This is a genomic window from Winogradskyella sediminis (assembly GCF_003387355.1).
Taxonomy (GTDB): Bacteria; Bacteroidota; Bacteroidia; order Flavobacteriales; family Flavobacteriaceae; genus Winogradskyella; species Winogradskyella sediminis.
This window is the reverse complement of the sequence record NZ_QUNH01000001.1, coordinates 987205-1011462: the sequence shown is the minus strand read 5'-3', so window position 1 is coordinate 1011462 and position 24258 is coordinate 987205. Positions and strand designations below refer to the sequence as shown.

Here is a 24258-nt window from a genome sequence, read left to right as displayed (position 1 = left end):
CCTATTAATTAATGTTCTAACCACGATTTAAAATAATCTTCGTCAGCAATTTTTAAGGCGTCTTCAGTTACTTTTAAAGGCTTAAAGGTATCTACCATAACCGCTAATTCTTCGGTTTTAGTCTTCCCTATACTTTTTTCCATGGTTCCAGGATGTGGACCATGCGGAATACCGGCAGGATGCAATGAAATATGACCAGCTGCAATATCATTTCGACTCATAAAATCGCCATCCACGTAATACAACACCTCATCACTATCTATATTACTGTGATTATATGGTGCAGGCACCGCAATTGGATGATAATCGTACAAACGTGGTACAAAACTACACACCACAAAAGCATCGGTTTCAAAAGTTTGATGCACTGGAGGCGGTTGGTGCACGCGACCAGTAATCGGTTCAAAATCGTGAATTGAAAAGGCATACGGATAATTATAGCCATCATAACCTACCACATCAAAAGGATGCGAGGCATAGACCATATCAAAAATGTCGTCGTTCTTTTTTATTTTAATTAAAAACTCACCAGACTCATTATAGGTTTCCAATTCGTATGGCTGACGTAAATCGCGCTCACAGAATGGTGAATGCTCTAACAATTGCCCAAAATAATTACGGTAACGCTTTGGCGTGTAAATTGGTCGTCGCGACTCCACAATAAACAAACGGTTATCTTCGGTGTCAAAATCAAGTTTATAAATAACACCTCTTGGCACCAATAAATAATCTCCATATTTAAAATCTAAATTGCCGAGATGCGTTCTTAATTTCCCTGTGCCTTTGTGAATAAAAATTAACTCATCGGCATCGGTATTTTTATAGAAATAATCTTCTGTAGACTGTTTTGGAGCTGCTAATATGATATTACAATCGCTATTGGTGAGGACTATTTTACGACTGTCTAAATAATCGTTTTCTGGTGGTACTTGAAAGCCTCTAAAACGATACGATTGCATATTGTTCTCCTTGGCTACTTTTGGTGCAACACTGTATTGTTTTTTAATTTCCTTGACTTGTGTTGGACGTTGCTCATGATAGCTATTCGTGGACATACCATCGAAACCAATAGTACCGAATAATTGCTCGTAATAGAAATCGCCATTTGGTTTTTTAAACTGCGTGTGGCGTTTTGGTGGAATTTTTCCTAATTTATGATAGAATGGCATGTTTTTAAATGGTTTTAAATGTTACAAAAGACCTTTCGACTGCGCTCAAGGTGACACTTAACTAATAATTTTAAAGGTAATAAAATTTGAAGAGATTCCTACCAACGCAGGAATATGGCATATTTATTCTGGATTCCTTTTGATAAGGAAATGAAGATGCAATTTTATGTTTGCCCAGAATGGTGTCATAGAATCACAAATATCCATAAATTTTTGATATTTTTAAAGTATTAGAAAAAATCATTTAAAATGAAACAACGTATTACATTCGTTTTTGTATTTGTACTAGGTTCATTTTGTTTTGCCCAAACCTTAGACTTTAAAAAAGTAGACTTTAGTACTTCTTCATTTTCAAATGAAGAAGTAACTGCTTTTGAATTTACAAAAATCGCAACACCATTGGCTTTCGAATTTCAACAAAACGATTCTAAGTTTTCTATGTTGGAAGCTGACACTGATTTTGAGCTTAATTCTGAGGTATTTAATTCAAAACTATTATCCAACTTGAACCTATTTGAAAACAACTACCAAAATGATTTCAATTATTCTAGAGGTTGCGGCCCATTAGAAGATGGTTTGACTCACACAGTTAGTGGCAGTGATGTTATGATTTCGAGATTTATAGATTATGCGGTTAATGGTTATCTTAAATCTCTAATATTTAACGATTAATTTCATTCTTAATATCACAGCAACGCACTCACACACAAAAATTTAGTGTTAAAATCCAAACGCAAAACTGTTAAAGTTTTAATTATTTTATAGTTTCAATTACGGTTTTTCCGTAGTTAACATTTAAAGCGTTTTTAATTAGGTGGTTTCCATTTTTTTTTTTTTAGATTTACAGAGTTGAAAGCATTATATAGAGTAATGTAGAAGTCACTCTTAGGAATGTGGACGACAAAAAAATGTTAACATTATAGCTTGCGCAAGCTTTTTTATTTTTATCCCTGAGAATTAAAATTAATAGCGCAAAAAAAAGACTTCTAACCAAATGACTTCTACTTCTCATTCCCTTAATGAGAAAACAATTGACTTCTAATTAAAAGACTTCTATTTCCTAAATTTTAGGGAGACATTATTTATTAACCAACCTATCTTAAAAAATGTGATAGGTTTAAAATCTTAAATTATGAAGAATATCTTTCTCACATTATTTTTAGCTTTTAGTTTTATTAGTGCTGATAGCCCCATTAATATTGATAACTCTGAAGAAACTTCAGAATGTGAGTGTAAAACTGAGGACACTCCCGACTCTTGGTGTCGTGGTGTTGCTAATCGTGCTGTTTATGATTATTTTCAGGCTAATCCAAATGCAAGCCATGAAGATGCATGGAATTATGAAGTAGCAATTTATTCACTATGCAGATTCTTTGAGGATCAATATCAGATTGGAAATAACTAACTAAAATAGAGTGGGTTAAACGACCTGCTCTATTTATTTAAATTAAAATTATGAGTAGGCTTAATATTATTTTTCTTTTCGCTTTTCTAGTTGCTATGAATTCATGGGCGCAAAATAATCACAATTATAAAGTAACATATCAAACAAAAATCATAAAACCACAAAAGAAAAATAACACTAAAGAAGACAAGACCATAAGTGCTGAAGAAAAAGCAGCTAACAGGTATAAGGAAATTATTTTCAACGATTATTTATATTCTATGGTCGCCATTTCAGAACTAAAAATCATAGAGAATCAATCTACTTATAAAACCAGAAAGACTTTAGATGAAGATGAAATAAAAGCTAGTGTTCGAAATTTCTTCAATTCAATAACAAAAAACTCGGGCGAATATTACTATAATCTAAAAACTAATGAAGAATTATTAGCAAAAAACACTTTCGGTAAAGACTTTTTAATTTTTAATCAAAGGAATTCAATAAGTTGGACTATTACCAAAGATAAAAAAACTATTTGCAACTTTATTTGTTACAAAGCCACTGCTACTTTAAAAGTTAAAAATGCGGTTAATAAAGGTGCAAAAAAAAAGGTAACAGTGTGGTTCACACAATCAATACCTGTAAGTTTTGGTCCTTTTGACTATAGTGGATTACCTGGTTTGATTCTTGAAGTTAATGTAACTTCTAATTATGGTAGCATTTTAACTACTGCAAATAAAGTTGATTTAAATGTTAAAGAGCTAAAAATAAAAACACCCACTAAGGGCAAGAAAGTAAGTTTAGAAGAATATGAAAAGATAAGCCGTAATTTACTAAAAAAGGGTTCTTATTTAAATTAAAAATATAATTGAAGTTTACTTTTTTACTCATTGTAGCTATTTTATTTTGGCATTGTTCTTATTCTCAACAAGTCTAAATCTCTGGCAAAGTAACCGACACCATGCAAAACCCATTACCATACGCCAACATCCTCGCCACCCCAACAGCAGACGACCAAGACGTAAAATTTGCCATCACAGCAAACGATGGCAGCTACAAATTAGAAATAACAAAAAAGAGTATTCAAAACCTCCAATTCTCAAGGACTGATTACATTTTAAACACAACAGTAACTCGTTCACTTACAAAAACTTAGTGTTAAAATCCAAATGCAAAACTGTTAAAATTTTAATTATTCCACAGTTTCAATTACGGTTTTTCCGCAGTTAACATTTCTTTAATATTTAAAGTGTTTTTAATTAGGTGGTTTCCATTTATTTTTTTTTAGATTTACAGAGCTGAAAGCATTTTATAGAGTAACGTAGAAGTCGCTCTTAAGAATGTGGACAACATAAATGTTAACATTATAGCTTGTGCAAGCTTTTTTATTTTTTATCCCTGAGAATTAAAATTAATAGCACAAAAAAAAGACTTCTAACAAAAAAGACTTCTACTTCTCATTCCCTTAATGAGAAAACAAATGACTTCTAAATTTAAAAGACTTCTATTCCCTAAGTTTTAGGGAGACATTAGTTATTAACCAACCCATTTTAAAAATTTGTGATGGGTTTAAAATCTTAAATTATGAAGAAAAGAATGTTTAGCCTTTTGGCTGTGGTAATGTTTGCATCAAGTTTAATGAGTGTGTCACCAGCATTAAAGGCGCAAGAAGGAGACGATATATGTTACGAAATAGCTGGTAATTATGTTGATTATCTTATCGTTCATGATGAAGATATGCTATTTGATGACACTTTTTTATTAGATATGTATTTAGAAACCCTTCTTGACTGTCAATATGCATGGGATGATCTTTAGAAAAAATAAAGTTACAAATAAGTTTAAATTATTATTTGTATTATCACTTATTAGTTCTTTGGCTTATTGCCAAAGAACTTCTGTGGTTGGATATAATGTAGCCATTAAACAAAAAAAAACCACCGATTCTATAAATAAAGATTTTCAAAATAAAAAGGAAAAAATGATTCGCTCTATTGAACAAAGCAATTACGAACTTATTTTTAATGATTCTTTAAGTGTTTTCCAAGTCAATGAAGAAATGCAATTAGATGATGTTAAAAATATAAAGGTAGCATCTAGTCTAGTTGGTGGTAAAAACTACAAAAACTTAAAAGATTCTATAAACATCAAACAAAAAGAATTCTTTGGAGAGCTTTTTAATATATATAATCCATTTAATGAATATAATTGGAATATAACAAAAGAAACAAAAGACATATCAGGTTACAAATGTTATAGAGCTGTAACTGAAATCGTACAATCTAGTTTTATTAGAAAAAAAGACGTTAAGTATTTAGTAGAAGCATGGTTTACACCCGAAATACCCGCACCCTTTGGCCCTGCTGGAATTGATGGTTTGCCTGGTTTAGTGTTAGAAGGTTCTTCTAATAATGGTTCAGCTATATTTTACGTTACAACATTAAATTTGATTAATAACGATAAGTCTGTAAGTGATAATATAGATTTGAGTAAGGGAAAAAACATTTCTAAAAAGGACTACGATATCATGATAAGAGAAAAACATTTATCACTCAGAAATCAAAATTAAATTGAGATTAAAAATACTAATTCTCTATTTGACATTTGGACTTCCTATATTAATAATTGCCCAACAAATCAAAGTCCAAGGCAAAGTAACTGATTCCATACAAAACCCGCTAGCCTACGCCAATATTCTGGCCATACCAGAAACAGACGACATCGAGGTAAGGTTTGCCATTACGGATAACGATGGTGGTTACAAATTAGGGCTCTTTAAAAACCAAACCTACGAGCTTACGGTTAGCTATATAGGCTACAAACCACAAAAACTAACCATTACCACCACAGACCAAGATCTAACCAAAAATTTCATCCTAAAAGAAAATCCAAATCAATTAGACGAGGTAAACATAAAATACACACCACCAATTACGGTAAAAAAAGATACCATCACCTATGATGTTACAAAATTTGTAACTGGCGAAGAGCGAAAACTACGAGATGCCTTAAAAAAACTACCAGGCGTAGAAGTAGATAGAGAAGGTAATGTTACTGTGCGAGGTAAAAAAGTAACTAAGGTCTTAGTAGAAAGCAAAACTTTCTTTACAGGCAATAGTAAATTGGCTGTAAATAATATCCCAGCAGATGCGGTGGAGAAAGTTGAGGTTTTAGACAATTACAATGAGGTTGCTATGCTCAAAGGCTTACAAGATTCTGAGGATATGGCAATGAATATCTTGTTAAAAGAAGACAAAAAGAAATTTGTCTTTGGTGATATTGAAGCTGGTGGTGGTATTGAAGAACGTTATCTATTGCATCCCAATATTTTTTATTACAGCCCAAAAACCAATGTTAATTTTATAGGCGACCTTAACAACCAAGGAATAAAGAGTTTTAGTTTTCAAGATTACTTGGAGTTTGAAGGTGGTTTTAGCAAATTGCTAGATGATGCAAGTAGTTATTTTAGTCTCTTTAATAGCGATTTTACTCAATACCTTAACAACCAAGATTACACAGATAATATTAACCAATTTGGAGCCTTAAATATTAGACAATCGGTTTCAAATGTTACAGATATTAGTGGGTATTTAATTACGTCTAACTCTAAAACCCAAACGGCGAGCAATACGTTAAATGCTTACCAAAATATAGAGGACCCTTTTACAGAAGACAGAACCGTTACTAATAATCTTAACAACTTTTTTACTATTGGCAAGGTCACCGTTGATTACAAACCAAGTTATAACGAAGATTTTGCTTATAATGCTTTTGTAAAAGTGACCAATAATGATAGTCATGGTTTTGTAAATACAATTAACCCAGACCAAAACAATAGCATTACGACTTTAACAGATGTTACGGCACTTAATCTAAAACAAAATATTACTTACAGTCGTAAATTGTCTATAGCACATACAGCTACTTTAGAAGCGACTTATTATTTTCAGAATGATAAACCTATTACCGAGTGGCTCACAAATCAACAGGTTTTACAAGGCTTAATTCCTTTGGAAGATGCCGATGTGTATACTATTCTTCAAACTAAAAAATCAACGTCGCATAATTTTAATGCCATTATAAAAGATTATTGGGTAATTAATAATTTTAACCACCTTTATACAAGTGTTGGCATTAACACCTCTTTTAATGATTTCTACAATGAAGATGTACAATTGCTGAGTGATGGTCGTATTAATAATTTTAGTTCGGCTGGTTTTGGTAATGATTTTGGATATAGCTTTATAGATTCGTATTTGGGATTAGAGTATAAATTTCAAATTGGTATCGCTACGTTTAAACCTGCCGTTTTTTATCATGGGTATTTATGGCGAACACAACAATTTAATGATGCTGAAACGTTTTCTAAAAATTTGTTATTACCGCAATTCACCACTAAAGTAGAATTTAATAATAGCGAGAAACTCAATTTTAAATACAAACTGAATGCGCGTTTTCCTGGCATTAATCAATTGGCTAATAATTTTATACTTTCTAATTTTAATAGTGTTTACAGAGGAAACAATCAGTTAGAAAACCAATTGTACCATTCCGCAACCTTGAGTTATTATAAGTTTAGTTTGTTTAAAAATTTAAATCTCAACGTAAATACCAGTTTTAATAAACGTATAAAAAGCATCAAAACCGTTTCAGAACTTAATGGTATTGAATCCTTTAATACAGCTATAATGTTTGACCAGCCAGAACATAATTGGATGCTTAGTGGACGCGTTTCAAAAAAAATCAATAAAATTCGTTATAATCTGAGTAGTCGTTTTAGCTATAATGATAATTTTCAAATTCTAAATAACGAAACGAATCTTAATATTTCAAAGTCTATTTCTTCAACCATTGGCATAGAAACATCTTTTAAAAATTATCCTAACATAGAAATCAATTACACCAAAGACTTTAATAATTACAAAGCTTTAAATAACACCTCTAAATTTGAAAACGACCAATTAGAAGTCATCTTAGAATACGACTTTTTAAACGACTTTATCTTTAAAGCAGATTATACCTTTGATAATTACTCTAATAAAAGCCAAGCAACTCAAACCATTTTTGACACGGCAAATGCGTCCTTATTTTACCAAAAAGAAGATAGTCCTTGGGGATTTGAGGTTAATGCGACTAATTTGTTTGATGTGAAATTTAAACAACAAAATTCCTTTAATGCTTTTGTGATTAGTGATAGTAGAACATTTATTTTACCAAGAATTGTGATGTTTAAAGTGAGTTATAAGTTATAATTCTATTTGTAATCTTTAAAATAGCCTCAAAAACTAAACCTACAACACTAAGACCATTCCAATATAATTAGTTTTTAGTCAACTTCTTTTTACTTTTGCACCAAGCAAGACTACGCTATGCGAAATTTATTAAAAACATGGTTTGGTTTTAATGATAAAACAGAACACACAGAAGAAGATACAATGAAAAAATTCTTAATCGTTGGTTTAGGAAACATAGGCGAAAAATATACAAATACCAGACATAATATTGGTTTTAAAATCCTCGATTATTTAGCTAAATCCAATGACATAACTTTTGAAACTGTAAAGCTTGGCGATGTTGCTACACTAAAAATAAAAGGACGAACCTTAATTCTTTTAAAGCCAAGTACGTTTATGAATCTCAGCGGAAAAGCCATAAAGTACTGGTTAGAGAAAGAAAAAATACCATTGGAAAATCTACTTGTGGTTACTGACGACTTAAATCTACCTTTTGGATCACTTAGATTAAAAACGAAAGGCAGCGATGGAGGCCACAACGGATTAAAGGATACCCAAGATAAATTACAAACTGTAAAATATAACCGCTTTAGATTTGGTATCAGCGCTGAATTTAGCCAAGGACGTCAAGTCGATTACGTTTTAGGTGAATGGACCGAAGACGAAAATACACAACTGAAAGAACGGTTAAAGATTTCGGCAGATCTTGTTAAATCTTTCGCTTTAGCTGGAGTAAATACTACAATGAACCAATTTAATGGAAAATAAAATTTAGTTTTGTTTTCTAAGAGTTTACCATTGGTAAAAGCGCAATACATTTAGGTTTGAATTCAAAATCAGAAAAAGTAACAACCATTGGCACCTACGACGGTGTTCATATTGGACATCAAAAAATCCTTAAACAGGTGGTAGCTCTTGCTAAAAAGCAAGGTTACGTTCCTGTGGTTCTCACCTTGTTTCCGCATCCAAGAATGGTGCTTCAAAAAGACGATTCTATTAAACTTTTAAATACCATTGAAGAACGCATTGAATTACTAAAATCTCTGGGTATAGAAGAAGTTGTTGTCAAAAAATTCACCAAAGACTTTGCCAACCTTTCTGCTCAAGATTACGTGAAACAAATTTTAGTAGACGAATTAAACTCTAAACATATCGTAATTGGTTACGATCACCACTTTGGCAAAAATAGAAGTGCTAATATAACAGACCTTAAAGCATTTGCTAACCTCTATGACTTTAAAGTTGAAGAAATTTCAGCTCAAGATCTCAAAGACGTTACCGTAAGCTCTACAAAAATTAGAACCGCACTGAATAGTGGCGAAGTAGATTTAGCAAATTCCTATTTGGGTTATAATTTTTTTATAACTGGTACAGTTGTTAAAGGCAAAGAACTGGGAAGAACCATAGATTTCCCTACCGCAAATATTAACGTTACAGCGACCTACAAACTGATTCCTAGTGATGGCGTGTATGTTGTGAAATCTATAATTGAGAACAAAATAGTTTTTGGAATGATGAATATTGGCACCAACCCAACAGTTGATGGCAAAACGCGTTCTATTGAAGTGCATTTCTTTAACTTTAACCAAGATATTTATAATGCCGAATTAAAAATTGAGTTTTTAAAACGCCTGCGTAGCGAACAAAAATATGAGAATCTTGAAGCTTTAAAAATGCAACTTCAAAAAGATATGACAAATGCTTCAAATTATATACAAACCTTAAATGCATAAGTTTCTATTTAAACATATAGACAATTCCGGACTCATTGTATTCAGAATCATTTTTGGTCTATTGTGTTTTTTAGAAGCCTTTGGAGCCATTTTTACGGGTTGGATTAGACGCACACTTATAGAACCTAAATTCACCTTTTCTTTTATTGGATTTGAGTGGTTACAACCGCTTCCTGGCGATTGGATGTATGCATATTACGCCGTAATGGGAATTTTTGGACTCTTTATAATGTTGGGTTACAAATACAGATTGAGCGTTTTAATGTTTGCTGTAATGTGGACAGGAACGTACCTAATGCAAAAGTCGTCATACAACAACCATTATTATTTATTAATGCTATTAAGTTTTTTAATGGTGTTTTTTCCAGCAAATCGCTACGCTTCAATAGATGTAAAACTTAACCCTTCGCTTAAGAGCAATTCTATGCCTAGTTGGTGCAAATGGTTTTTTGTACTTCAGTTATTTATTCTATATAGTTATGCTTCTGCTGCTAAATTTTATCCTGATTGGCTAGATGGTACCGTAATGAAAATATTAATGCGAAGTAAAGCCGACTTCTATGTGGTTGGCGAGCTTCTTCAAGAAGAAATAGTGCATTATGTTTTAGCCTATGGAGGTATTTTATTTGATGGTTTAATAATTCCATTATTACTTATAAAACAAACTAGAAAATACGCCTTCTTTGCTTCTATTTTCTTTCACCTTTTTAATTCGTTTATATTTCATATTGGTATCTTTCCATATATGTCTTTGGCGTTTAGCCTCTTCTTTTTTGAACCAAAAACAATTAAGAATATTTTTTTTAAACGAAAGATCTATTATAATGATAACGCTGTTATAGTACCAAAATACAGCACTGTTTTGCTATCGGTATTTTCTATATATTTTATAATTCAGATAGCCTTACCATTAAGACATCACTTTTTTGAAGATGATGTACTATGGACTGAAGAAGGCCATCGTCTTTCTTGGAGAATGATGCTAAGAGCAAAAAGTGGCAGAACAAACTACAAGGTTGTTGACGCCAACACAGGTCGAGAGATCCCAATTAGACTCAGTCATTACTTAACCCGAAAACAACAACGTAGCGCCAGTACAAAACCCGATGTAATTTGGCAGTTTGCGCAACACCTAAAACACGATTTTGCTAATAAAGGGATTCCTGTTAAAGTGTATGTCAATGCATTTATTAGAGTAAACGGAAAGCCTAGAAAACAGCTTATAGATCCAAAAGTAGATCTTGCTAATGAAGAATGGCATCACTTTAAACACCACAAATGGATCTTACCTTCACAATAATTTGAGCTTGTGTGTATAAAAAAGTCAGTCTATAATTAACCCTCTTTCTTATTCTCTAAATTCACCGTATAAAATAGAACCTATATATTTTTTTGTGGGCTTTTTCTTTTTACTTTTGTGGCTTGTTTTTCGCATGCCAATTGGCATCATCCAAAATAAATAGATATGTTACAAGTTGCTTTTATACAAGAGAACAAAGAAGACATCATTGCGCGTTTAGCTAAACGAAATATTGATGCTACAGAAATGATTAATGAAGCCATTGCTTTTGACGAGGACCGAAAAGCCATTCAGACCAAGTTAGACAGTACTAAAGCAGAGTCGAATACATTATCTAAAGAAATTGGTCATCTTTACAAATCTGGCGAAGCTCAAAAAGCCAATATTTTAAAAGAAAAAACAACCCAATTAAAAGAGGTTACAAAAACATTAGAACAAGAACTTAATAATAAAATTAAGGCCCTTGCAGATGTATTATATAAAATACCTAATGTTCCAAATCCTATTGTACCAGCAGGAAACACAGATGAAGACAACGAAGAGACTTTAAGAGTTGGGGACATTCCGAAGTTACATGCAAATGCGCTTCCGCATTGGGAATTAGCAAAAAAATACAACATCATCGATTTTGAGTTAGGTAACAAAATTACAGGCGCAGGATTTCCGGTTTATATAGGAAAAGGCGCTAGATTACAACGTGCCTTAATCACCTATTTTTTAGATAAAAATACAGAAGCTGGTTACACCGAATACCAAGTTCCACATTTAGTAAATGAAGCCTCTGGTTTTGGCACTGGGCAATTACCAGACAAGGAAGGCCAAATGTATCATGTTGCTGAAGATAACCTTTACTTAATCCCAACCGCAGAAGTACCTGCAACAAATATGTTTAGGGATACGCTTTTAAATGAAAGTGATTTACCGATTCAAATTACGGGTTATACACCTTGTTTTAGACGCGAGGCAGGAAGCTATGGAGCACACGTAAGGGGTCTAAACCGATTACATCAATTTGATAAAGTTGAAATTCTTCGTGTTGAACACCCAGAGCACTCTTACAAAGCGCTAGATAGCATGGTAAAACATGTACAGGAAATTTTAGAAGATTTAAAACTACCTTATAGAATCTTAAGACTATGTGGTGGAGATTTAGGCTTTACTTCTGCATTAACCTATGATTTTGAAGTATTTTCAACTGCACAAGACCGTTGGTTAGAAGTATCTTCAGTATCTAACTTTGAAACATTTCAAGCCAACCGCTTAAAATTACGTTTTAAAAATAGTGAAGGTAAAAATGAATTATGCCACACCCTAAACGGAAGTTCTTTAGCATTACCGAGAATTTTAGCCGGAATATTAGAAAACTATCAAACAGAAGATGGCATTAAAATACCTGAGGTTTTAATACCATATACAGGCTTTGATATGATTTCGTAGTGCAAGCTTTAACGAAGACGCCGTACTAATTGTTAAATTTTAATGTATTATATCGATTATTTTAACCTTTCTGCGCTCAACATGTTAATTTTTTAGAACTTGCCGATTCCAAATTTAATCAACTTAACTATGAAGAATCTAAAGCGTATAGTATTGCTTGTTTCATTGATTGTTTTGGTAAGCAAAGTTTTATTTTAACTATTGAAATTCATTTATAGTCTTTTAATATCTAACGAAAGATTAAGGATTTCAATATAACCCATACATAACTAACTTAGCCAAAATAACTGAATCATATTTTACATAAATAATGGTTAATAGCACATTTATTTTGCTGGTGATGTGCCTAAACTTATGTTTAGGCATTTTTTTTATACTTTTTTTCACAAGATCTACTTGAAGCATTTGCTATATTTACACGTATCATTATCTTATATTCTTTCTAAAACATGAAACAGTGCTTTGTCGCTTTATTTTTTTTAGTCTTTACTTATTCTGGTTTCGCGCAGAACAGTGAAGATCTAGCTGAAAGCTATTATAAAAAAGCAGAGTTTAAAAAAGCAGCCTTGATTTATCAAAATCTACTGAAAGAAAAGCCTTTTAACTATAATTATATTAATAAGCTTGTAGACATCTATCAGCAATTAGAGCAATATAACGATGCTGAAACCATCCTCACTCAGCGCTTAGCACAAAGAAGAAATCCAGATTGGGTGGTGGCTTTAGGGTATAATTATCAGCTTCAAGACAGTATAGCTGCGGCAAATAAACTTTATGACGAAGCCATTGCTTTTGTAGACGAGCGACCAAACTATATTTATATAATTGCTAGAAGGTTTGAAAACTATTCTCTTTTAGACCAAGCCATTAAATTATACGAAAAAGGCAAAACGCTAACTCCAGATAAAAACTACAGTCTTCAACTCGCTCGTATTTATGGAGATCAAGGTGATGTAGAGCAGATGTTTGTAAACTATATAGACTATATTCATTACAAACCCAATTCTCTCAACAATGTGAAGCGTTCTATTAGTGGTTTTATTTCAGAACAAAGCGACAATGAAAATAATAGGTACTTACGACGTTTACTTCTAAAGAAAATTCAAGAAAGTCCTGAAACCTATTGGTATGAAATGCTGAGCTGGTTATATGTTCAAGAAAAAGCATATAGCAAATCGTTTATTCAAGAGAAAGCGCTTTATAAACGATTTCCAGAAAGCTTGGACCGGATATTCGAGTTGGGAGAAATAGCGCTTAACGACAATGACGACGACACTGCCAAGTCTATTTTCAACTATATATTAGATGCTACACAAGACCAAACGACGGCCTTAAAAGCACATCAATATATATTAGAGATTGACACAAAACATGCTGATGAAAAAACGTTAGCGCTTATAGATGATACCTATCAACATCTATTTGATGATTACGGTAAATCGAGACTCACTCTACCTTTACAATTAGCCTATGGAAAATTTTTGGCCTTTCATATGAAAGATACAAAAACGGCTACAAATTTCTTAAAGAAAAGTTTAACCCTAAACGTATCACGTCTAAGTAAAGCAAAAATTAAATTATTATTAGCAGATATTTTAGTTCTTCAAGAAAAGTTTAATGAAGCTCTTATTTTTTATTCTCAAATACAAACCGAGTTAAAAAATAGTACTATAGCACAAGAAGCGCGATTTAAAGTTGCCAAAACAAGTTATTACAAAGGTGATTTTGATTGGGCTGAGTCGCAACTTAAAATTCTAAAGTCATCAACCTCTCAATTAATTGCGAATGATGCCTTAGATTTAAAGTTATTGATTTCAGATAACAAATATGAAGACACCACACAAACGGCTTTAAAATATTACGCCAAAGCCGATTTATTTGCGTTTCAGAATAAAACTGATGATGCCATTTCACTTCTAAACAAAATTTTGGAAGAATACAAAGGAGAAAGTATTACAGACCAAGCTTTATACAAACAAGCAAAGCTTTACGAAAAGAAAAAACATTACACCAAAGCGGAAAATAACTACCGAAGTATTTTAAAAGATTACGGAGAAGATATTTTAGTAGATGATACGCTGTATGATTTAGCGGAACTTTATGTTAACTATTTAGCAAAACCTGAAGAAGCCAAACTACTCTACGAAAAAATTATATTTGAACATCAGGACAGTATTTACTTTATTGAAGCACGTAAGAAGTATAGAATGCTTCGTGGCGACTCTTTAAATTAAATTATAGTAATCCAATAATAATTTCGCACACATCGTTACGTATTGCAATACCTACTAGCAGCCATGCCATGTAATACTTATAAGTTTAAGTACAATTTTCATACTTTTGCAGCTTCAATTACACACTTAAAACAGAAACGATGATCATCTACAACGTTACCTTAAACATAGACAAAAGCATTACCCAAGAGTGGTTAGAATGGGTTAAAGAACACATACCTCAAGTGTTGTCTACTGGTAAATTTAAAGAAGCAAAACTCACTAAAGTTTTAGTTGACGATGACGAATCCGATACTTATTCTGTACAATACAGAGCGCATTCTAGAGCCGCTTTAGATTCTTATTACGCAGAACATGCAGAACGATTAAAGCAAGATGGTTTACAACGTTTTGGAGATAAAGTCTTATCTTTTAGAACAGAATTAGAAGTTGTTGACGAGTATGCTGTTACTTTTAAGTAAATTTTTATACCGAGCTTAGAGCAACAAAAGGTTTAACCTTACTTTTAACGGTCTACATTCAATATCTCTCGCAATTATTGAGATAAATAGAGATTATCTTTACAAGTCTGCGAATCTCTGTATATCTCAATGTATCTTTGTACCATAACATCTTACGCCACTTGGCATTGGTGAGAAAAATAAATACATGACAGTAAAAGCAAAAAAACATTTAGGCCAGCATTTTTTAGAAGACGAATCTATTGCTCAAAATATTGCCGATAGTTTATCGCTTGAAGGCTATGATGATGTTTTAGAAATCGGACCAGGAATGGGAGTGCTCACCAAGTATCTTCTAAAAAAAGATATAACAACACATGTTATTGAAATAGATACTGAATCGGTAGACTATTTAAAAAACAACTACCTTCATCTCGCTGATAGAATTATAGAAAAAGACTTTTTAAAATACGATTTAAATCTTGTTTTTAAAGATAAGCCATTCGCTATTATAGGTAATTTCCCTTATAATATATCGTCTCAAATTCTATTTAAAACTTTAGAATTAAGACATCAAATCCCTGAATTCTCTGGGATGTTTCAAAAGGAAGTTGCTAAACGCATCTGTTCTAAAGAAGGATCTAAAGTGTATGGTATCTTATCGGTTTTAACTCAAGCATTTTATGATGCCGAATATTTATTTACAGTACCACCAACGGTTTTTAATCCACCTCCTAAAGTAGATTCGGGAGTACTTTTACTAAAACGCAAAGAAAATTACACGCTGCCTTGCGATGAAAACCTATTTTTTAGAGTTGTAAAAACAGGTTTTCAACAACGAAGAAAAACATTACGAAACAGTTTAAAAACCTTCAATCTATCGGATAATTTAAAAGCAAATACTATCTTTGGGCAACGACCAGAACAACTGAGTGTTTCTCAATTTATTGAACTAACATCGTTGATAGAGAATGACACAAAATAATGTTCTCGGCTGTTAAATTTAGCCCAGTTATGATGCCATAAAAACAGCAAAAAAATTACGTGGAAGAAATTCAGGATAACATACAATTTCAACTTACCGATGAGCTTATTGAAAAGGTAGAAATCCTTGTCGACGAACTAAACGACAAAGCATTAAAGACCCTTTTAAAGGAATATCACCACGCTGATATCGCTGAGATTCTAGATGAATTAAACCTAGAAGATGCAGTCTATGTCATTAAACTTTTAGATTCTGAAACAACATCAGAAATCCTCATGGAACTCGATGAGGACATTAGAGAAAAGGTACTTAAAAATCTCTCTAACAAAGAAATTGCTGAAGAGATTGAAGAACTAGATACTGATGATGCGGCAGATATGATTGCTGAACTTCCTGAGGAGCGACAAGCCCAAGTCATTTCGCAAATTGAAGACAACGAGCACAGAGAAGAAATCCAAGAACTTTTAGCTTACGCAGAAGATACTGCAGGTGGACTTATGGCTAAAGAACTAGTGAAAGTTTACGAAACTTGGACCGTTGCTGGGTGTTTACGCAGAATTAGAGGACAAGCTAAAGATGTTACAAGAGTACACTCTGTTTATGTTGTTGATAAGAAAGATAAACTGATTGGCAGATTGTCTTTAAAAGATTTAATTATATCTAAAAGTGATACTAAAATCGCAGACATCGCTAAAGAAAACGTGGATTGGGTTCATGTTTCTGATGATGTTGAAGACGTCGCAAAAGTAATGGCTAAATATGATTTAGAAGCCATTCCTGTGGTAGATGATAACCAAATTTTATTAGGTAGAATTACCATTGATGATATTATAGATGTTATACGTGAAGAAGCTGATAAAGATTACCAATTAGCTGCTGGTATTTCTCAAGATGTAGAAGCCGATGACAGCATTTTTAAACTTACTAAAGCGCGTTTACCTTGGCTATTTATTGGTATGTTTGGTGGTCTTGGAGCTGCTAGTATCATTGAGCAGTTTAATGACAATCTCGGTACGTTTACAGCTTTATTAAGCTTTGTACCATTAATACAAGCTACAGCCGGAAATGTTGGAGTACAGTCGTCTGCTATTGTCGTTCAGGGTTTAGCTAATGGCACAATTGATGGTAAAATATTAAAACGATTATTTAAAGAGCTTTTACTGGGTATAGTCAACGGATTTGCCATATCGCTCGTAGCCATTCTAATTACTCATTTTGGGTTTGGCACTACTTATATCCTATCTTTTACTATTAGTATAGCCTTAATTGCTGTGATTATAATGGCAGCGTTAATTGGTACTTTTATTCCAATTTTTCTAGATAAAAGAGGTATTGATCCAGCTGTTGCTACAGGTCCATTTATTACCACAAGTAATGATGTTTTTGGTATTTTAATCTACTTCTTAATCGCAAAATTGATTTTAGGTATTTAACTACATAATGCCTTTTTATTTATTAACACTTGCCTAAACTAGTAGCCATGAAAATACTACACATAGACTCTAATCATCCGCTCCTTCTTAATCAACTTAATGCATTAGGATATACTAATCACGAAGATTATACAGCCTCTAAAGCTGCTATTGAAACCAAAATATCGACATACGATGGTATAATTATTCGAAGCCGATTTAGTATTGATAAATCATTTTTAGATGCTGCCACAAACCTCAAATTTATTGGCCGTGTTGGAGCCGGATTAGAAAATATTGACTGCGACTACGCTCTACAAAAAGGCATCTATCTCATTTCTGCACCAGAAGGCAATCGCAATGCGGTTGGCGAACATGCTTTAGGGATGTTATTATCACTTTTTAACAAATTGAATAAAGCTGATAAAGAAGTGAGACAAGGACAATGGCTACGCGAAGAAAACCGTGGTTTAGAATTAGACGGAAAAACGGTAGGACTTATAGGATATGGTAATATGGGAAAAGCTTTCGCTAAAAAACTAAGAGGATTTGATGTCGAAGTTTTGTGTTACGATATAAAAACCGGTGTGGGTGATGCAAATGCCAAACAAGTATCGCTTAAAGAACTACAAGCAAAATCTGATGTTTTAAGTCTTCATACACCTCAAACTGCATTGACCGTAGATATGATTAATTCAGATTTTATAAACGCCTTTAAACATCCATTTTGGTTAATTAATACCGCACGTGGAAAAAGCGTGGTCACTGAAGATTTAGTCAAGGCTTTAAAATCTGGAAAAATTCTAGGTGCAGGATTAGATGTTTTAGAATATGAAAAATCATCGTTTGAGAATTTATTTTCATCTCATGAGATGCCAGCCGCGTTTCAATATATAATTCATTCAGATCAGGTTTTACTCTCACCTCATGTTGCTGGCTGGACCATAGAAAGTAATATTAAACTTTCTCAAACTATAGTTGATAAGATAAAAGCAAAATTTTGCTAACTTAGACCACTTTACCATTTCCATTTAAATATGACATACAAAGCCACATCTCCTGAAGATTATATAAATCAAGTTCCTGAAGAGCGACAAAACGCACTCAAAACCTTAAGACAAGTTATAAAAGAAAACTTACCTAAGGACTTTGAAGAAGGCATTCAATACAATATGATTGGTTATTATGTACCACATTCGGTCTATCCAGATGGCTACCATTGTGATCCCAAAACCCCTTTACCTTTTATGAGTTTTGCTTCACAAAAAAATTCAATTAATCTTTATCATAGTGGCATCTATGCAGATCCCAAATTACACGATTGGTTTGTTAACGAATATCCCAAACACTGCAAACGTAAATTAGACATGGGTAAAAGCTGTATACGATTTAAAAAAATAGACGACATACCGTTTCAACTTATAGGTGAATTAGTCACAAAAATGACCTGTAAAGAATGGATTAGCCTCTATGAATCAGTGCTAAAAAAATAAACAGAATTATCTATAGATTTTCCGTTTATTATAACCCTATAATCAACTTAGAAAAAAAATGAAAAAACGTGTTACAGGAATTGGAGGTATATTCTTTAAAACTAAAGATCCAAAAGCAGCAAAAGATTGGTACCAAAAACATTTAGGTTTTAATACCGATGATTATGGTTCTACGTTTTGGTGGAAAGACAAGGAAGGCAAGGATTGCTCTACACAATGGAGTCCGTTTGCCAGTGATTCAAAATATTTTGAGCCTTCAAAAAAAGACTTTATGTTTAATTATAGAGTTGAAAACCTAAAGGAACTCCTCGAAACTTTAAAAGCTGAAGGCGTTACCATTGTCGGTGACATGGAAGAATACGATTACGGTAAATTTGGCTGGATTTTAGATAATGACGGTAATAAAATAGAGCTGTGGGAACCTGTGGATAGTGCTTTTAAGTAAATATAATAGGTTAAAACAGCGCTTTTGTCTTATTTAGAAATTCTTCAATCTTATAATCTCACAGTACTACACTGGTTAGCCATTGGAGCTGCTGTTTTTATTTTGGGTCTATCCAAATCCGGAATTAAAGGTATTGGTATTATTCTCATTGTGATACTCGCCTTTGTATTTGGAGAAAAAGCCTCTACAGGCATTCTACTTCCTATGCTTATTTGCGCAGATATTTTGGCCGTAATTTACTACAATAGACATGCAGATTGGGCCGTTATAAAAAAACTAATGCCATGGATAGTAGTCGGTATTTTAATAGGTGTATGGATTGGTAATGATATTTCAGAATACGTTTTTAAAAAACTAATGGCTATTATTATATTGGTTTCTGTAGGTCTTATGTTTTATCTAGAAAAGCGCAAATCTAAAGACTTACCTACGCACAAATTATTTTCTATAGGCATGGGACTTTTAACTGGTTTTACAACTATGATAGGTAATTTAGCTGGCCCTGTTTCCAATATCTATTTTTTAACCATGCGCTTTCCAAAAAATGAATTTATAGGTACTGCAGCATGGATATTTTTTATTGCTAATCTTATTAAACTTCCGTTTCATATTTTTATTTGGGAAACCGTAACTGTAGAAACTCTAGCTTTAAACTCCGTATTAATTCCTGCAGTACTCTTAGGGTTTTTATTGGGAACATCAGTTGTAAAACGAATTTCAAATGTCAATTACAGACACTTTATTTTAATTGCAACAGCTACTGGAGGTATTGTAATGTTGTTTAGATAATAAACTTTACAATGTATATTTTATAATATTTAATTAACTTTATAGTCTAACCAAAAACTTATAAAAAATGTCAGATGATAACAAAGATTTAGGCAATGATCTTAACGATATGCTAGACGACGCTAAGGATAATGCGCGAAAAGCAGGTGATAAAATAAGCCAAAAGGCGCACGAATTTTCTGATGAAGCTAAAGAATCCGCTAAGGAATTCTCCGATAGTGCTAAGGAAACGTTTAACACTGTTTCAGGAGAAAACAAAAAAGTTTTAGCAGGCATATTAGGAATTATTTTAGGATGCTTTGGCGTGCATAAATTTATCTTAGGCTATAATAAAGAAGGCGGCATTTTATTAGGAATAACATTATTAGGTATTGTATTATCTTGTATTGGAATCGGAGTTATAGTTGTATGGCTAACTGGTTTAGTGGGCTTAATAGAAGGTATCATTTATTTAACTAAATCTGACGAAGAATTCTATAGAACTTACCAAATTGGCAAAAAACCTTGGTTCTAAACAAACGGAATTATTATATACTAAAAACCCAGAACTCACATTCTGGGTTTTTTATTTTTTACTTTCAGCATTATACAAGTCTATCCTAGATTTTACTTGTCCTCATGGTTCTCCATGAACTTGCGCTCTAGCTCCGTTTGAAATTCTTCCATTACTGGTCTCACAGTACTTTCTGGCAGGTCTGCAATTTTTATATACATTAAACCATCAACCGCATTATTAAACAACGGATCTACATTAAATGCCACTAGTCTTGCATTTTGTTTAATATACTTTTTAAGCAATACCGGTAATCGCAATGCACCTGGTTCTACTTCATCTATTATTCTATCAAATTTATTTAAATCAGCTTCGGTAGCATCAAAGACAAAGTCCTTATCAGCATCTTTAAGTTTTACCTTAAATTCCTTTTTTGGATGTACATATTGCGCCACATAAGGATCGTAGTAATGTGATTTCATAAATTCAATCATCAAACTTTTTGAAAAATTAGAAAACTGATTACTTATACTTACACCACCAATGAGATATTTATGTTCAGGAAAACGCAATGTAATATGCACAATACCTTTCCAAAGTAAAAATAATGGCATTGGTTTTTGCTGATACTCTTTAATGATAAACGCACGCCCCATTTCAATGGACTGACTCATCATTTTATGTAATTCGGGCTCAAAACGGAATAAATCTTGAAGATAAAATCCATCAATACCAAAACGTTCATAAATCTTAGAGCCTAAGCCCATTCTGTAGGCACCAGCTATGAGATTTTTTTCGTTATCCCATAAAAACAAATGATGATAATACGTATCAAATTTATCTAAATCAATGGCTTCGTTAGTACCTTCTCCAACCTCTCTAAAGGTAATTTCTCTAAGTCGTCCTATTTCTCGTAAAATATTAGGAACGTCTTTGGCTGAGGCTAAAAACACTTCATAATTCTTACTCTCTAATAACCTGCAATCACTAACGCGCAGTTTATCTACTTCAGCAATCATGATTTTTGGAGCAATTGGAGTCACAATTCGTTTTGGCATTTTTGCCACTTTCAATTGCGACTGTAAATTGTCTAAAATTTTAGGTTTATCTTCAAAAGTCTTAGACAACATATATGTTTTTCTCCTTAAAAATTCTGAGAATTCCGGAAGTGTTGGATGTTCTTTCTGATCTTTAACAGATATAGGACGGCCTATCCTTACTTTAATGACACGTCTCTTCTGACTCAACAATTCTGAAGGTAATTTTGCTGTTCGTAACGTATCGCTAAGTTTAGAGAGTCTATAGAATAGACGACTATTTTTAGCATGAAAGTAAATAGGTACCACAGGGACTTCTGCTTTCTGTATTAATTTCATTGCTGCAACTTCCCACTCTTTATCAACAACTAATTTGCCATCTCTGTATGTAGAGACTTCACCTGCCGGAAACACACCTAAAGGGTGCCCATCTCTTAAATGTAAAATTGCATTCTTAAATCCGGCAATACTACTTGCAGCATCTTTTCTGCCTTCAAACGGGTTTACAGGCATTATAAAAGGTTTCAATGGCGCTATACGATGTAGTAAAAAATTGGCAATAATTTTAAAATCACTGCGCTGTTCTATCATTAACTTTAACAACAAAATGCCGTCAATACCACCGAGTGGATGATTAGAAACAGTAATATAAGGGCCATCTTTAGGCAAGCGTTTCATGTCTTCTTCAGGAATTTCAAATTTAATCTGAAATTCTTCCAAAATGGCATCTAAAAACGCAACATCACTTAGATGCTGATTGCGCTTATAAAACTTATTTAAGGTCGATATTTTTAGGACTTTCATCAAAACCCAACCAAGGAAGGTGCCTAAGAAACCATACTTATCAGCATGGATTGCTTTAGCAACTTCTTTTGCGGTTACTAAACCGTTATCAGATGATTTCCCCATAAAACAAATGTAACAACTATTTATTTAGTAACAACTTGAACTGTACCCTGAGCTAACTGCTTTAACAATACTACTTTATCTTTTTCTAGATCATTTATCGCATCATCATTATAATGTCTTATAGTATAAAGACTCACATTATTATGACAAACCACCTTAAACTTAGCCTTTAAGTGTTGTAACAATTTGTCTAAGTTATCAAATAAATTCTCAATGCAAACAGAAAAGCTAATAGCCGAATTCTGAATAACATCCACTTTCATTTTATAAAGGTGTAATAAACTAAAAATTTCACTAATATTTTCTTCCATAATATATGAAAAATCTAAAGAGGATAACGAAATTAAAGTTTGATTTTTCTTAACTATGAAACACGGTACTGTTGGATTAATACCTTTTTCTTTACTGACACAAGTCCCAGCGCCTTCAGGATTTAAAAACGATTTCACATATAAAGGTATTTCCTTTCTTTGTAAAGGTTGAAGTGTTTTAGGATGAATTACTGAAGCTCCGTAAAAAGCCAACTCAATAGCCTCTCTATAAGATATTTGATGTAATAATTGTGCATTTTCAAAATAACGTGGATCTGCATTTAAAACACCTGGTACGTCTTTCCAAATAGTTACACTATCTGCGTTTAAACAATACGCAAAAATAGCTGCGGTATAATCACTTCCTTCTCTTCCTAATGTGGTTGTAAAATTATTAGCATCACTCCCTAAAAATCCTTGAGTAATATTTAAAATACGCGCATTTAATTGCGATGATATATTTTCTTGTGTTTTTTCCCAATCTACATTAGCGCGTCTGTAATAATTATCGGTTTTAATGAACTCTCTAACATCAACCCAATTATTTTTTAAACCAATTTCATTGAGATAATGACTTATTATGGTGGTTGAAATTAGCTCTCCATAGCCAATAACTTGATCATAAACGTAGTTATAATCTGGAGACTTATTACTTTTAAAAAAGGTATTTAGTTCATCAAAAAGCGTCTTAACATCTGAAAAAACTTGATGACGTTTATTGTCAAATAAATCTATTAAAATATCATCGTGATATTTCACTACTTCATGAATAGAGCTCTGCAATTCGTGTTTGTTTTCAAAATAGTTTTTGATAACCAACTCCATTCTATTTGTTGTTTTTCCCATGGCAGAAACTACAACCAAAGTGTTATCATAACCTGTAGTTTCTAAAACCTTTGCTAAGTTTTTTATACCATTTGCATCTTTTACAGATGCACCTCCAAACTTAAAAATGCGCATTAGATTTGGTTTATATAATTTTTAATTCCTTGTTCGTCTAGATGTACAACATTCCAATCGCGTTTTACATCTGCTCCTTTACTTTCATAAAATTTTATGGCAGGCGCATTCCAATCTAAAACCTCCCAACTGATACGTTTTACACCACGTTGATTTCCGTAAGATACAACGGCATCTAAAAGTTGAGACCCTAAACCTTTGCCTCTACTGGCTTTGCTTACAATAAGATCTTCTAAATGCAAAATTTCGCCTTTCCATGTAGAATATCTAGGATAAACTAAGGCAATACCTTCTATGCGGTTTCCTACTTCACAAACAAAACAAGTAAACTTTGGGTTGGGTCCAAAACCATCATTTTCTAAATCAGATGTTGAAATTTCTACAGCATCTGCTTCTTTTTCGTAAGTTGCCAATTCTTGAATGAGTTCTAAAACTCTAGGCATATCTTCGATACGTGCTAATCTAGGTTGGTTCATTTTATTATAAAAGATTC

23 protein-coding genes are annotated in these 24258 nt (G+C 32.7%); 19 read left to right on the top strand and 4 right to left on the bottom strand.

Going from position 1 to position 24258, the window contains the following annotated elements:
* Positions 1-8 precede the first annotated feature (8 nt).
* Positions 9-1169 (bottom strand): homogentisate 1,2-dioxygenase, encoded by a 1161-nt coding sequence (locus tag C8N41_RS04320; protein WP_115838338.1) that lies wholly within the window; start codon positions 1167-1169, stop codon positions 9-11.
* 249 nt (positions 1170-1418) lie between these two features.
* On the opposite strand from C8N41_RS04320, the gene C8N41_RS04315 reads away from it, so the two are divergent.
* The 19 genes from C8N41_RS04315 (at position 1419) to C8N41_RS04220 (ending at position 20569) form a co-directional block, all read left to right on the top strand.
* A complete protein-coding gene (locus C8N41_RS04315; RefSeq protein WP_115838337.1) occupies positions 1419-1841 on the top strand; it encodes a hypothetical protein in 423 nt (140 codons plus the stop codon).
* 460 nt (positions 1842-2301) lie between these two features.
* Positions 2302-2574, top strand: a complete 273-nt coding sequence (locus C8N41_RS04310; protein WP_092445436.1) for a hypothetical protein — start codon at positions 2302-2304, stop codon at positions 2572-2574.
* Between the two features lie 50 nt (positions 2575-2624).
* Complete coding sequence (locus tag C8N41_RS04305; RefSeq protein ID WP_092445438.1) at positions 2625-3413, top strand: GLPGLI family protein; 789 nt, start codon at positions 2625-2627, stop codon at positions 3411-3413.
* Between the two features lie 736 nt (positions 3414-4149).
* On the top strand, positions 4150-4371 hold the full coding sequence (locus tag C8N41_RS04295; protein WP_147298927.1) for a hypothetical protein: 222 nt from the start codon (positions 4150-4152) through the stop codon (positions 4369-4371).
* On the top strand, positions 4361-5122 hold the full coding sequence (locus C8N41_RS04290) for a GLPGLI family protein (RefSeq protein WP_170137086.1): 762 nt from the start codon (positions 4361-4363) through the stop codon (positions 5120-5122). The genes C8N41_RS04295 and C8N41_RS04290 overlap by 11 nt, the downstream gene beginning before the upstream one ends.
* Before the next feature lie 28 nt (positions 5123-5150).
* Positions 5151-7805, top strand: coding sequence for a TonB-dependent receptor (locus C8N41_RS04285; RefSeq protein WP_249033240.1), 2655 nt, complete (start codon positions 5151-5153; stop codon positions 7803-7805).
* Positions 7806-7922: 117 nt separating this feature from the next.
* The gene (gene pth / locus C8N41_RS04280) at positions 7923-8555 is read left to right on the top strand and encodes an aminoacyl-tRNA hydrolase (protein WP_115838332.1); all 633 of its coding nucleotides are present in this window, start codon (positions 7923-7925) and stop codon (positions 8553-8555) included.
* A 56-nt stretch (positions 8556-8611) separates the two neighbouring features.
* The gene (locus tag C8N41_RS04275; RefSeq protein WP_092445449.1) at positions 8612-9520 is read left to right on the top strand and encodes a bifunctional riboflavin kinase/FAD synthetase; all 909 of its coding nucleotides are present in this window, start codon (positions 8612-8614) and stop codon (positions 9518-9520) included.
* Positions 9513-10820: an HTTM domain-containing protein gene (locus C8N41_RS04270; protein WP_115838331.1), complete on the top strand. Its 1308-nt coding sequence runs from the start codon at positions 9513-9515 to the stop codon at positions 10818-10820. The genes C8N41_RS04275 and C8N41_RS04270 overlap by 8 nt, the downstream gene beginning before the upstream one ends.
* A 165-nt stretch (positions 10821-10985) precedes the next feature.
* On the top strand, positions 10986-12257 hold the full coding sequence (gene serS, locus C8N41_RS04265; RefSeq protein ID WP_115838330.1) for a serine--tRNA ligase: 1272 nt from the start codon (positions 10986-10988) through the stop codon (positions 12255-12257).
* A gap of 449 nt (positions 12258-12706) precedes the next feature.
* Positions 12707-14491, top strand: coding sequence for a tetratricopeptide repeat protein (locus C8N41_RS04260; protein WP_115838329.1), 1785 nt, complete (start codon positions 12707-12709; stop codon positions 14489-14491).
* Positions 14492-14631: 140 nt separating this feature from the next.
* Entirely contained in the window at positions 14632-14952 is a 321-nt protein-coding gene (locus C8N41_RS04255) for a DUF4286 family protein (RefSeq protein WP_092445457.1), read from the top strand.
* A gap of 187 nt (positions 14953-15139) precedes the next feature.
* Positions 15140-15916, top strand: a complete 777-nt coding sequence (gene rsmA / locus C8N41_RS04250) for a 16S rRNA (adenine(1518)-N(6)/adenine(1519)-N(6))-dimethyltransferase RsmA (protein WP_115838328.1) — start codon at positions 15140-15142, stop codon at positions 15914-15916.
* Between the two features lie 59 nt (positions 15917-15975).
* Positions 15976-17349 carry a magnesium transporter gene (gene mgtE / locus C8N41_RS04245; protein ID WP_172837588.1) on the top strand — a complete coding sequence of 458 codons (1374 nt, stop codon included), beginning with the start codon at positions 15976-15978 and terminating at the stop codon, positions 17347-17349.
* Between the two features lie 47 nt (positions 17350-17396).
* Positions 17397-18335, top strand: a complete 939-nt coding sequence (locus tag C8N41_RS04240) for a 2-hydroxyacid dehydrogenase (RefSeq protein ID WP_115838327.1) — start codon at positions 17397-17399, stop codon at positions 18333-18335.
* A 30-nt stretch (positions 18336-18365) separates the two neighbouring features.
* Positions 18366-18821: a DUF1801 domain-containing protein gene (locus tag C8N41_RS04235; RefSeq protein ID WP_092445463.1), complete on the top strand. Its 456-nt coding sequence runs from the start codon at positions 18366-18368 to the stop codon at positions 18819-18821.
* 58 nt (positions 18822-18879) lie between these two features.
* Positions 18880-19266, top strand: coding sequence for a VOC family protein (locus C8N41_RS04230; protein WP_092445465.1), 387 nt, complete (start codon positions 18880-18882; stop codon positions 19264-19266).
* A 24-nt stretch (positions 19267-19290) separates the two neighbouring features.
* Positions 19291-20055 carry a sulfite exporter TauE/SafE family protein gene (locus C8N41_RS04225; protein ID WP_115838326.1) on the top strand — a complete coding sequence of 255 codons (765 nt, stop codon included), beginning with the start codon at positions 19291-19293 and terminating at the stop codon, positions 20053-20055.
* A gap of 67 nt (positions 20056-20122) precedes the next feature.
* Entirely contained in the window at positions 20123-20569 is a 447-nt protein-coding gene (locus tag C8N41_RS04220; RefSeq protein ID WP_092445469.1) for a TM2 domain-containing protein, read from the top strand.
* A gap of 92 nt (positions 20570-20661) precedes the next feature.
* Here C8N41_RS04220 and C8N41_RS04215 read toward each other — a convergent pair whose 3' ends face one another.
* From C8N41_RS04215 to C8N41_RS04205, 3 genes are read right to left on the bottom strand one after another with little or no spacing between them, the layout of a single operon-like run.
* Positions 20662-22494: a GNAT family N-acyltransferase gene (locus C8N41_RS04215; protein WP_092445471.1), complete on the bottom strand. Its 1833-nt coding sequence runs from the start codon at positions 22492-22494 to the stop codon at positions 20662-20664.
* A 20-nt stretch (positions 22495-22514) separates the two neighbouring features.
* The gene (locus tag C8N41_RS04210) at positions 22515-23765 is read right to left on the bottom strand and encodes an aspartate kinase (protein WP_115838325.1); all 1251 of its coding nucleotides are present in this window, start codon (positions 23763-23765) and stop codon (positions 22515-22517) included.
* On the bottom strand, positions 23765-24241 hold the full coding sequence (locus tag C8N41_RS04205; protein ID WP_115838324.1) for a GNAT family N-acetyltransferase: 477 nt from the start codon (positions 24239-24241) through the stop codon (positions 23765-23767). The genes C8N41_RS04210 and C8N41_RS04205 overlap by 1 nt, the downstream gene beginning before the upstream one ends.
* Between the last annotated feature and the right edge of the window lie 17 nt (positions 24242-24258).

Excerpts from the sequence above, each read along its gene's own strand:
- C8N41_RS04320 (WP_115838338.1), bottom strand. The coding sequence starts at position 1,169 with ATGCCATTCTATCATAAATTAGGAAAAATTCCACCAAAACGCCACACG.
- C8N41_RS04315 (WP_115838337.1), top strand. The coding sequence starts at position 1,419 with ATGAAACAACGTATTACATTCGTTTTTGTATTTGTACTAGGTTCATTT.
- C8N41_RS04310 (WP_092445436.1), top strand. The coding sequence starts at position 2,302 with ATGAAGAATATCTTTCTCACATTATTTTTAGCTTTTAGTTTTATTAGT.
- C8N41_RS04305 (WP_092445438.1), top strand. The coding sequence starts at position 2,625 with ATGAGTAGGCTTAATATTATTTTTCTTTTCGCTTTTCTAGTTGCTATG.
- C8N41_RS04295 (WP_147298927.1), top strand. The coding sequence starts at position 4,150 with ATGTTTAGCCTTTTGGCTGTGGTAATGTTTGCATCAAGTTTAATGAGT.
- C8N41_RS04290 (WP_170137086.1), top strand. The coding sequence starts at position 4,361 with ATGATCTTTAGAAAAAATAAAGTTACAAATAAGTTTAAATTATTATTT.
- pth (WP_115838332.1), top strand. The coding sequence starts at position 7,923 with ATGCGAAATTTATTAAAAACATGGTTTGGTTTTAATGATAAAACAGAA.
- C8N41_RS04270 (WP_115838331.1), top strand. The coding sequence starts at position 9,513 with ATGCATAAGTTTCTATTTAAACATATAGACAATTCCGGACTCATTGTA.
- serS (WP_115838330.1), top strand. The coding sequence starts at position 10,986 with ATGTTACAAGTTGCTTTTATACAAGAGAACAAAGAAGACATCATTGCG.
- C8N41_RS04260 (WP_115838329.1), top strand. The coding sequence starts at position 12,707 with ATGAAACAGTGCTTTGTCGCTTTATTTTTTTTAGTCTTTACTTATTCT.
- C8N41_RS04255 (WP_092445457.1), top strand. The coding sequence starts at position 14,632 with ATGATCATCTACAACGTTACCTTAAACATAGACAAAAGCATTACCCAA.
- rsmA (WP_115838328.1), top strand. The coding sequence starts at position 15,140 with ATGACAGTAAAAGCAAAAAAACATTTAGGCCAGCATTTTTTAGAAGAC.
- C8N41_RS04240 (WP_115838327.1), top strand. The coding sequence starts at position 17,397 with ATGAAAATACTACACATAGACTCTAATCATCCGCTCCTTCTTAATCAA.
- C8N41_RS04235 (WP_092445463.1), top strand. The coding sequence starts at position 18,366 with ATGACATACAAAGCCACATCTCCTGAAGATTATATAAATCAAGTTCCT.
- C8N41_RS04230 (WP_092445465.1), top strand. The coding sequence starts at position 18,880 with ATGAAAAAACGTGTTACAGGAATTGGAGGTATATTCTTTAAAACTAAA.
- C8N41_RS04220 (WP_092445469.1), top strand. The coding sequence starts at position 20,123 with ATGTCAGATGATAACAAAGATTTAGGCAATGATCTTAACGATATGCTA.
- C8N41_RS04215 (WP_092445471.1), bottom strand. The coding sequence starts at position 22,494 with ATGGGGAAATCATCTGATAACGGTTTAGTAACCGCAAAAGAAGTTGCT.
- C8N41_RS04210 (WP_115838325.1), bottom strand. The coding sequence starts at position 23,765 with ATGCGCATTTTTAAGTTTGGAGGTGCATCTGTAAAAGATGCAAATGGT.
- C8N41_RS04205 (WP_115838324.1), bottom strand. The coding sequence starts at position 24,241 with ATGAACCAACCTAGATTAGCACGTATCGAAGATATGCCTAGAGTTTTA.